Source organism: Klebsiella sp. EMBS2024 (genome assembly GCF_036233805.1).
Classification (GTDB): domain Bacteria; phylum Pseudomonadota; class Gammaproteobacteria; order Enterobacterales; family Enterobacteriaceae; genus Klebsiella; species Klebsiella pneumoniae.
In genome coordinates this window covers 3,126,615-3,135,863 of record NZ_JAZARW010000001.1, presented here as the reverse complement: position 1 = coordinate 3,135,863, position 9,249 = coordinate 3,126,615, and the positions used below count along the sequence as shown (strand labels likewise).

Genomic DNA, 9,249 nt, shown 5'->3' with positions numbered 1-9,249 from the left:
CCCTGCGGCAGCACAGAGTAACCGGTTTAGCGAGAAGCAGAAGAAAGTGGGAGAGAAAATCAGAAATTATTTAGTGACCGCGGAACGGGAGGCCCGCGGTCACGCCGTGTTTACGGAGCGGCAGGGGCCGGTTCAATCGGCAGATCGCTCCGCGCGCCCCATTCGCTCCAGGAGCCGTCATACAGGCAGACGCCGTTCACGCCAAGCGTGGTGAGCGCCAGCACGACCACCGCCGCCGTCACCCCCGAGCCGCAGCTGGCGATGATCGGCCGTTCAAAATCGACACCCTGACGTAAAAAGATGTCGTTCAGCTCGTCAACGGTTTTCAGTTCGCCGTTAATCACCAGATCCGTCCACGGTACGTTCAGCGCGCCGGGGATATGCCCGCGGCGCAGGCCCGGGCGCGGTTCGTCGGCCTGGCCGTTAAACCGGGCCGCCGGACGGGCATCGACAATCTGCGCCGATCCTTCATGGCTGACCAACAGGACGTCGGTCAGACGCTTAATTTGCTGAGGATCGAACCGCACGTCGAATTCCCCTTCGGCCACCTCCGGCATCCCTTGTTCCAGCGGCAGTTCGTCGCGCCGCCAGCCCTCCAGTCCGCCGGCCAGAATTGACACCTTCTCTACGCCAAAGGTGCGCAGCATCCACCACGCGCGCGGGGCGGAAAACAGATTGCCTTCGTCATAGACCACCAGATGCTTATCGCTGCAGACGCCCAGTTCGCGCATGGCGACGGCAAACGCTTCGGCCCGCGGCATCATATGCGGCAGCGGACTGGTGTGGTCGGATAGCGCCTCGATATCGAAAAACAGCGCGTTCGGCACATGGCCGGCGCGGTATTCCGCGGCCATATCCCGCAGGGCCTCCTGCCCGGCGGGCGCCATGCGGGCGTCGATAATCTGAATTTCCGGGTCATCAATATGTTCTGCCAGCCAGTCGGCAGCGACAAAAAACGAGGTGGACATAGGTGCCTCCGTTTTATTATTCATGACTGAATTGTCGGCGTTTTAGCTGGCGCTGACAAGTTAAGGACGCCAGAGTGGGGACGGCGTCACGGCACTTTTCTGATTAATCGGCAGAAACCCGCTTCGTCACTGTTGAGAAGCGCCGCCATAACGCATAATAAATGTGACAAATTGCATCAGGCTCATCGGCCGAGGGGTTAGAAGGATGAAACCATTTCGTTTAGCGGCGCTATCACTGGCGCTCCTTACCGCATTTTCATTAACCGGGTGTGATGACAGCGGTACACCGCAGGCCTCGGCCCCGGCGCCAGCCGCGGATAGCAACCCAGGCGCGACGGCAAAACCGGACCGCGCCCAGCTGGCGGCGCTGGCGGAAAAAAGCCAGGGTAAAGCGCTGACGCTCCTCGACGCCTCGGAGGTGCAACTGGATGGCGCCGCGACCCTGGTGCTGACGTTTTCCGTCCCGCTGCAGCCGGACCAGGATTTCTCGCGCAGCGTGCATCTGGTCGACAAGAAAAGCGGTAAGGTGGACGGTGCCTGGGAGCTGGCGCCGAATCTGAAAGAGCTGCGTCTGCGTCACCTTGAGCCAAAGCGCGAGCTGATTGTCTCAGTCGACCCGACGCTGACCGCCCTGAACAAGGCGACGCTCGATAAACCGTTTGAGAAGACCCTGACCACCCGCGATATCGCACCGAGCGTTGGGTTTGCCAGCCGCGGCTCGCTGCTGCCGGGCAACGTGGTCGCCGGGCTGCCGGTGATGGCGCTGAACGTCGATAATGTCGACGTTAATTTCTTCCGCATTAAGCCGGAATCGCTCTCCGCCTTTGTCAGTCAGTGGGAATACCGTAACTCGTTAAGCAACTGGGAATCTGATGAACTGCTGAAGATGGCGGATCTGGTCTACAGCGGCCGCTTCGATCTCAACCCGGCGCGTAATACTCGCGAAAAGCTGCTGCTGCCGCTGAGCGACATCAAGCCGCTCCAGCAGCCTGGCGTCTACGTGGCGGTCATGAACCCGGCGGGCCGTTATAGCTACAGCAACGCGGCGACGCTGTTTACCCTCAGCGATATCGGCGTCTCGGCGCATCGCTACCATAACCGGCTGGACGTTTTTACCCAGAGTCTGGAAAACGGCGCCGCCCAGTCGGGTATTGAGGTGCAGTTGCTCAATGCCAAAGGGCAGACCCTGGCGGAAGCGAAAAGCGACAGCCAGGGCCACGTCACCCTGCAAACCGATAAAGAAGCCGCGCTGCTGCTGGCGCGCAAAGAGGGGCAGACCACGCTCCTCGACCTCAAGCTGCCGGCGCTGGATCTGGCGGAATTCTCTATCGCAGGCGCGCCCGGCTTTAGCAAACAGTTCTTTATGTTTGGCCCGCGCGATCTCTATCGTCCCGGCGAAACGGTGATCCTTAATGCGCTGTTGCGCGATAGCGACGGCAAGCCGCTGGCGGAGCAGCCGGTGAAACTGGAGGTGGTTCAGCCGGACGGCCAGGTGATCCGCTCGGTGATGAGTAAACCAGTGAATGGCCTGTACCAGTTTACTTATCCGCTCGACAGCGGCGCGGCTACCGGCATGTGGCACATTCGCGCCAGCGCCGGCGACAACCAGCCGCGCGAATGGGATTTCCACGTTGAAGACTTTATGCCGGAACGCATGGCCCTGAACCTGACGCCGCAGGCCGCGCCAGTCGCGCCGGATGCCGACGTCACCTTTGGCGTTAGCGGCGCTTATCTCTACGGCGCGCCGGCCAGCGGCAACCAGCTGCAGGGCAAGCTGTTCCTGCGCCCGCTGCGCGACGCCGTCGCTGCGCTGCCGGGCTTCCAGTTCGGCGATATTGCGGAAGAAAACCTCTCCCGTAGTCTGGATGAAGTCCAGCTGACGCTGGACGAAAAAGGCCATGGCGAAGTGACCACCTCAAGCCAATGGCAGGATAGCCATTCGCCGCTGCAGGTGGTGTTGCAGGCCAGCCTGCTGGAATCCGGCGGTCGCCCGGTGACCCGTACGGTTAAGCAGCCGATCTGGCCCGCCGAGGCGCTGCCGGGGATCCGCCCGCAATTTACGCTGAAGGACGTTTACGATTACCGCACCGATACCACCGTCAAACAGCCGGTGGTGGATGAAAACAGTAACGCCGCGTTTGATATCGTCTATGCCGACGTCAAAGGCGAGAAAAAAGCGATCTCCGGTCTCCAGGTGCGGCTGATCCGCGAGCGGCGCGACTACTACTGGAACTGGTCCGACAGCGAAGGCTGGCAGTCGCAGTTCGATCAAAAAGATCTGCAGGAGGGCGAGGAGTCGCTGGACCTGCAGGCCGGCCAGATCGGCAAAGTGAGCTTCCCGGTGGAGTGGGGATCCTATCGCCTGGAGGTGAAAGGACCGGACGACGTGGTCAGCAGCGTGCGCTTCTGGGCGGGCTACAGCTGGCAGGATAACAGCGAAGGCGCCGGCGCGGCGCGTCCTGACCGGGTCACCATGAAGCTGGATAAACCGAGCTATAAACCGGGCGACACCATCAGGCTGCACATCGCCGCCCCGGCGGCGGGTAAAGGCTACGCAATGGTGGAATCCAGCGAAGGGCCGCTGTGGTGGCAGGAAATTGACGTCCCGGCGGAGGGGATGGACCTGTCGATCCCGGTGGATAAAACCTGGAATCGCCACGACCTCTACTTCAGCACGCTGGTGGTTCGTCCCGGCGATAAATCGCGCTCGGCAACGCCGAAACGCGCGGTGGGCCTGCTGCATCTGCCGCTGGGCGATGAAAACCGTCGCCTGACGCTGGCGCTGGAGGCCCCGGACAAAATGCGCCCCAACCAGCCGCTGACGGTGAAAGTGAAAGCCAGCGTCAAAGAGGGCGAGGCGCCGAAACGGGTCAACGTCCTGCTCTCGGCGGTGGATAGCGGAGTACTGAATATCACCGATTACGCTACCCCGGATCCGTGGAACGCCTTCTTTGGCCAGAAGCGTTACGGCGCAGATATCTATGACATCTACGGCCAGGTGATCGAAGGGCAGGGACGTGTGGCCAGCCTGCGCTTCGGCGGCGATGGCGACGAGTTAAAACGCGGCGGCAAACCGCCGGTCAACCACGTGACGATCGTCGCCCAGCAGGCGCAGCCGGTGGTATTGAACGATCAGGGCGAAGGCACGGTGACGTTACCCATTGGCGATTTTAACGGCGAGCTGCGGGTGATGGCCCAGGCGTGGACGGCGGATGACTTCGGCAGCAGCGAAGATAAAGTGGTGGTGGCCGCCCCGGTCATCGCCGAACTGAACACCCCGCGCTTCCTCGCCAGCGGCGATACCACACGGCTGGCGCTGGATCTCAGCAATCTGACCGACAAACCGCAAACCCTGCAGGTACATCTTACCGCCAGCGGGCTGGTGACCTTGACCGATGGCCAACTGCCGCCGGTACAGCTGGCGCCGGGGGCGCGCAGCACGCTGTTTATACCAGTGAGCGCGCTGGCGGGCTTCGGCGATGGTCAGGTTAATGCCACCATCAGCGGCCTGAGCCTGCCGGGCGAAACCTTCGCCCCGCTGCAAAAACAGTGGAAAATCGGCGTGCGTCCGGCGTACCCGGCACAGACCGTCAACAGCGGCGCAGTGCTGCAGCCAGGTGAAAGCTGGCAGCCGCCGGCGGCGCAGAGCCAGGGCTTTGCCCCGCAAACGCTGCAGGGCCAACTGCTGCTCAGCGGTAAACCACCGTTGAATCTCGCCCGCTATATCCGCGAGCTGAAAGCCTATCCTTACGGCTGCCTTGAGCAGACCGCCAGCGGCCTGTTCCCGTCCCTGTATACCAGCGCGGCGCAGCTAAAGGCGCTGGGCATTAGCGGGGACAGCGACGAAAAACGCCGCGCGGCCATCGATGTCGGTATTTCACGCCTGCTGCAGATGCAGCTGGAAAACGGCGGCTTTGCGCTATGGGATAGAGAGGGGCCGGAAGAGTACTGGCTGACCGCCTACGCCATGGACTTCCTCGTGCGCGCCAGCGAGCAGGGCTATAGCGTACCGGTCAACGCCATTAATAAAGGCAACGAGCGCCTACTGCGCTATCTGCAGGAGCCAGGCCTGATGACCGTGCGCTACAGCGACGACGCCCAGGCTAGCCGCTTTGCCGCTCAGGCATACGCCGCGCTGGTGCTGGCGCGTCAGCAAAAAGCGCCGCTCGGCGCCTTGCGTGAAATCTGGAGCCGTCACGACCAGGCGCGATCCGGCTTGCCGCTGCTGCAGCTCGGCATTGCGCTGAAAACCATGGGCGATGCGCCGCGCGGCGACGCCGCCCTGAAGCTGGCGGTTGCCACCCCGCGCCAGGATGAGAATCGTTGGCTGGGCGATTACGGTAGCCCGCTGCGCGATAACGCCCTGAAGCTGGCGCTGCTGGAAGAGAATAAACTGCTGCCGGAGGTGCAAAATCAGCTGTTGAGCACGCTGTCGGAAGAGGCCTATGGCCAGCGCTGGCTGTCGACCCAGGAAACCAACGCCTTGTTCCTTGCCGGACGTACGCTGGCGGACCTGCCGGGCAGCTGGCAGGCGAAAACCTCGCTGCAGGCGGAGCCGTTGGCCGGCGACAAAGCGCAAACCCGCAACCTCGACGGCGATCGGCTGGCGGCGCTGCAGGTGAGTAATACCGGCAGTCAGCCGCTGTGGCTGCGTCTCGACAGCAGCGGCTATCCGCAAAGCGCGCCGCAGCCGGGCGGTAACGTCCTGGGGATTGAACGCACTATTTTCGATACCCAGGGGCAGCAGAAATCGCTGTCTTCACTGCGCAGCGGCGAACTGGTGCTCGTCAAGCTGGAGGTGACCGCCAAACGCAACGTGCCTGACGCGCTGGTGGTTGATCTGTTGCCAGCCGGTCTGGAGCTGGAAAACCAGAATCTGGCCAACAGCAGCGCCAGCCTGCAGGAGAATGGCGACGCGGTGCAAAACCTGCTTAACCAGATGCAGCAGGCGGATATTCAGCATATCGAGTTCCGCGATGACCGCTTTGTCGCCGCCGTCGCTGTCAATGAAGGCCAGCCGGTGACGCTGGTCTATCTGGCGCGGGCGGTGACGCCGGGCACTTATCAGGTCCCGCAGCCGCAGGTGGAATCGATGTATGCGCCGCAGTGGCGGGCGACAGGAGCGGCCAGCGGTCCGCTCACCGTGACGCCGTAAATGCGCGTATTGCCTCGGGTAAAACGCCGCTGGCGCTGGCTGGCGGCGTTTATTTTTCTGCTGTGGCTGGCGGTGCTGGCGGCCGATCGCCTGTGGCCGCTGCCGCTGCATGACGTCACGCCTGCCCGTGTGGTGGTGGCGGAAGACGGGACGCCGCTGTGGCGGTTTGCCGACGCGCAGGGCGTCTGGCGTTATCCGGTCACGCTCGCCGACGTGTCGCCGCGCTATCTGCAGGCGCTCATCCAGTATGAAGACCGCTGGTTCTGGCGCCATCCGGGGGTCAATCCCTTCGCGGTGCTGCGCGCCGCCTGGCAGGATCTTACTTCCGGGCGAGTTATCTCGGGCGGCAGCACGCTTACCATGCAGGTGGCACGCCTGCTTGATCCCCATCCACGCACCTTCGGCGGCAAGCTGCGCCAGCTGTGGCGAGCGCTGCAGCTGGAGTGGCATCTGTCAAAAAGCGACATTCTAACCCTCTATTTGAACCGCGCGCCGTTTGGCGGCACCCTGCAGGGGATCGGCGCGGCCAGCTGGGCCTATCTCGGTAAGCCGCCTGCCCGGCTTAGCTACGGCGAGGCGGCGCTGCTGGCGGTACTTCCCCAGGCGCCCAGTCGTTTACGTCCGGACCGCTGGCCGCAGCGGGCCCAGGCGGCGCGTGATAAAGTGCTTACGCGAATGCTCANCCAGGGCGTCTGGCCGGAGCAGGCGGTAAAGGAAGCGATGGAGGAGCCAGTATGGCTGTTTCCGCGCCAGATGCCGCAGCTGGCGCCGCTTTTTTCACGCCGGGCGCTGGCGACCAGTCGTGATGAAAAGGTAGTGACGACTTTGGATGCCGGACTGCAGCGGCAACTGGAAGATCTGGCGCTGAACTGGAAATCGCGCCTGCCGCCGCGCAGTTCGCTGGCGATGATTGTCGTCGACCACACGGATATGAAAGTTCGCGGCTGGGTGGGCTCGGCGGATATCACCGACGACAGCCGCTTCGGCCATATTGATATGGTCTCGGCGGTACGCTCGCCGGGGTCGGTGCTGAAACCCTTTATCTACGCGATGGCGATGGATGAGGGGCTGATTCACCCGGCATCGCTATTACAGGATGTGCCACGGCGTTTTAGCGATTATCGCCCCGGTAATTTCGACAGCGGGTTTCATGGCCCGGTGAGCGCCAGCGAGGCTCTGGTGCGTTCGTTGAATCTGCCGGCGGTGCAGGTGCTCGAAGCCTATGGACCAAAACGCTTTGCGGCTAATTTACGCAACGCCGGGCTGCCCCTGACGCTGCCCGCTGGCGCAGAGCCGAATCTGTCGCTAATCCTCGGCGGCGCCGGGGCGCGGCTGGAAGATATTGTCGCGGCGTACAGCGCCTTCGCCCGCCATGGCAAGGCGGCGCGGCTGCGCCTGAAGCCGAGCGATCCATTGACCGAGCGCGCGCTGATGTCGCCCGGGGCGGCATGGATCGTCCGGCGTATTTTGGCCGGCGAAGCGCAACCGGTTCCCGATGCCTCGCTGCCGCAGGCGGTGCCGCTGGCGTGGAAAACCGGCACCAGCTACGGCTATCGCGACGCGTGGGCGGTCGGCCTCAATGCGCGATATCTGATAGGCATCTGGACCGGGCGCCCGGACGGTACGCCGGTGGTGGGCCAGTTTGGCTTCGCCAGCGCCGTGCCGCTGCTCAACCAGGTCAATAATCTGCTGCTGGCCCGCCCGGCGATGAGCCGCGGCGGGCTGCCGAGCGATCCGCGCCCGGCAACGGTCAGCCAGGGGACAATCTGCTGGCCTGGCGGGCAGGATCTGCCGGCGGGCGACAGCAACTGTCGTCGTCGCCTGGCCAGCTGGCTTTTGGATGCCAGCCAGCCGCCGACTCTGCTGCTGCCGGGGCAGGAGAGCGTACGCGGGATCCGCTTCCCGGTGTGGCGCAATGAACACGGCGAACGGGTGGCGGCGGATTGTCCCGGCGCTCGGGAAAGCCAGGTCGAAGTCTGGCCGCTGCCGCTGGATCCCTGGCTGCCGGCCAGCGAAAGGCGGCGCGCGCGCCTGGGACCGGCATCGGAGTCATGCCCGCCGTTACAGACTCAGGATACCGCGCCGCTGGTGCTGTCCGGCATCCGTGATGGGGCAGTGATAAAACGTCTCCCGGGTGAGGCGCGGGTGATGTTGCCGCTACAAACCAGCGGTGGGGAGGGGCGGCGCTGGTGGTTTATTAATGGCGAACCGTTAGAGGCCGCCGGCGCAAGAACCACGCTAACGCTGGATAAACCCGGCGAGTGGCAGTTGGTGGTGATGGATGAAGCGGGCCAGACGGCAGCCGCCAGCTTTACCCTGCAATAACCAGGGTAAATTTGTTGTTGGCGGTTTGTGTTTTCAATACTCATCTTATTTTAACAAAATGTTACCTTCATCCGTAGGCAGGGGCGGGGATGCTCATTATAATGCGCGCCAGGCCATACAATCGTATGTGCAACAACAGAACATTTAATTAGAGGTAATCATGGCTATTGAACGTACTTTTTCCATCATCAAACCAAACGCGGTGGCAAAAAACGTTATTGGCAGCATCTTTTCCCGCTTTGAAGCTGCAGGGTTCAAAATCGTCGGCACCAAAATGCTGCACCTGACCGTTGAACAGGCTCGTGGTTTCTATGCTGAGCACGAAGGTCGCCCGTTCTTCGACGGTCTGGTTGAGTTCATGACCTCCGGCCCGATCGTGGTTTCCGTTCTGGAAGGCGAAAATGCGGTACAGCGTCACCGTGACCTGCTGGGCGCCACCAATCCGGCAAACGCCCTGGCGGGTACCCTGCGCGCTGACTACGCTGACAGCTTCACCGAGAACGGCACCCACGGTTCCGACTCTGTAGAATCCGCTGCCCGCGAAATCGCGTTCTTCTTTGCTGAAGGCGAGGTTTGCCCGCGCACTCGCTAATCTCCTGCGTCTTTCACGCCACAGCATTGTTGGCTTCCTTCGCGCACCCCGGTCACATAGTTATCTATGCTCCCGGGGATTTGCGAACTCGCCGTCTCGCTGTGACCTGAAATACTTTGGAGATACAAACCTCGTCTTTTCGACCGTCGCGGCGTTGGNNNGACAATCGAAAAGCCTTAGAGGATTGAGCAGTCAGTTACAGATTTTTT

Annotated in this window: 4 protein-coding genes; 3 read left to right on the top strand and 1 reads right to left on the bottom strand. The window is 62.5% G+C overall.

The features are described from left to right. Positions 1–110: 110 nt before the first annotated feature. Positions 111–968: a 3-mercaptopyruvate sulfurtransferase gene (gene sseA, locus VZP09_RS14445; RefSeq protein ID WP_002913950.1), complete on the bottom strand. Its 858-nt coding sequence runs from the start codon at positions 966–968 to the stop codon at positions 111–113. A gap of 205 nt (positions 969–1,173) precedes the next feature. On the opposite strand from sseA, the gene VZP09_RS14440 reads away from it, so the two are divergent. The 3 genes from VZP09_RS14440 to ndk all read left to right on the top strand — a co-directional run bounded on the left by VZP09_RS14440 (position 1,174) and on the right by ndk (position 9,040). Then, on the top strand, positions 1,174–6,123 hold the full coding sequence (locus VZP09_RS14440; RefSeq protein WP_117068565.1) for an alpha-2-macroglobulin family protein: 4,950 nt from the start codon (positions 1,174–1,176) through the stop codon (positions 6,121–6,123). Then, positions 6,124–8,448, top strand: a complete 2,325-nt coding sequence (pbpC, locus tag VZP09_RS14435; RefSeq protein WP_328795235.1) for a peptidoglycan glycosyltransferase PbpC — start codon at positions 6,124–6,126, stop codon at positions 8,446–8,448. Positions 8,449–8,608: 160 nt separating this feature from the next. Beyond that, on the top strand, positions 8,609–9,040 hold the full coding sequence (ndk, locus tag VZP09_RS14430; protein WP_004144312.1) for a nucleoside-diphosphate kinase: 432 nt from the start codon (positions 8,609–8,611) through the stop codon (positions 9,038–9,040). The last annotated feature ends 209 nt before the right edge of the window (positions 9,041–9,249 follow it).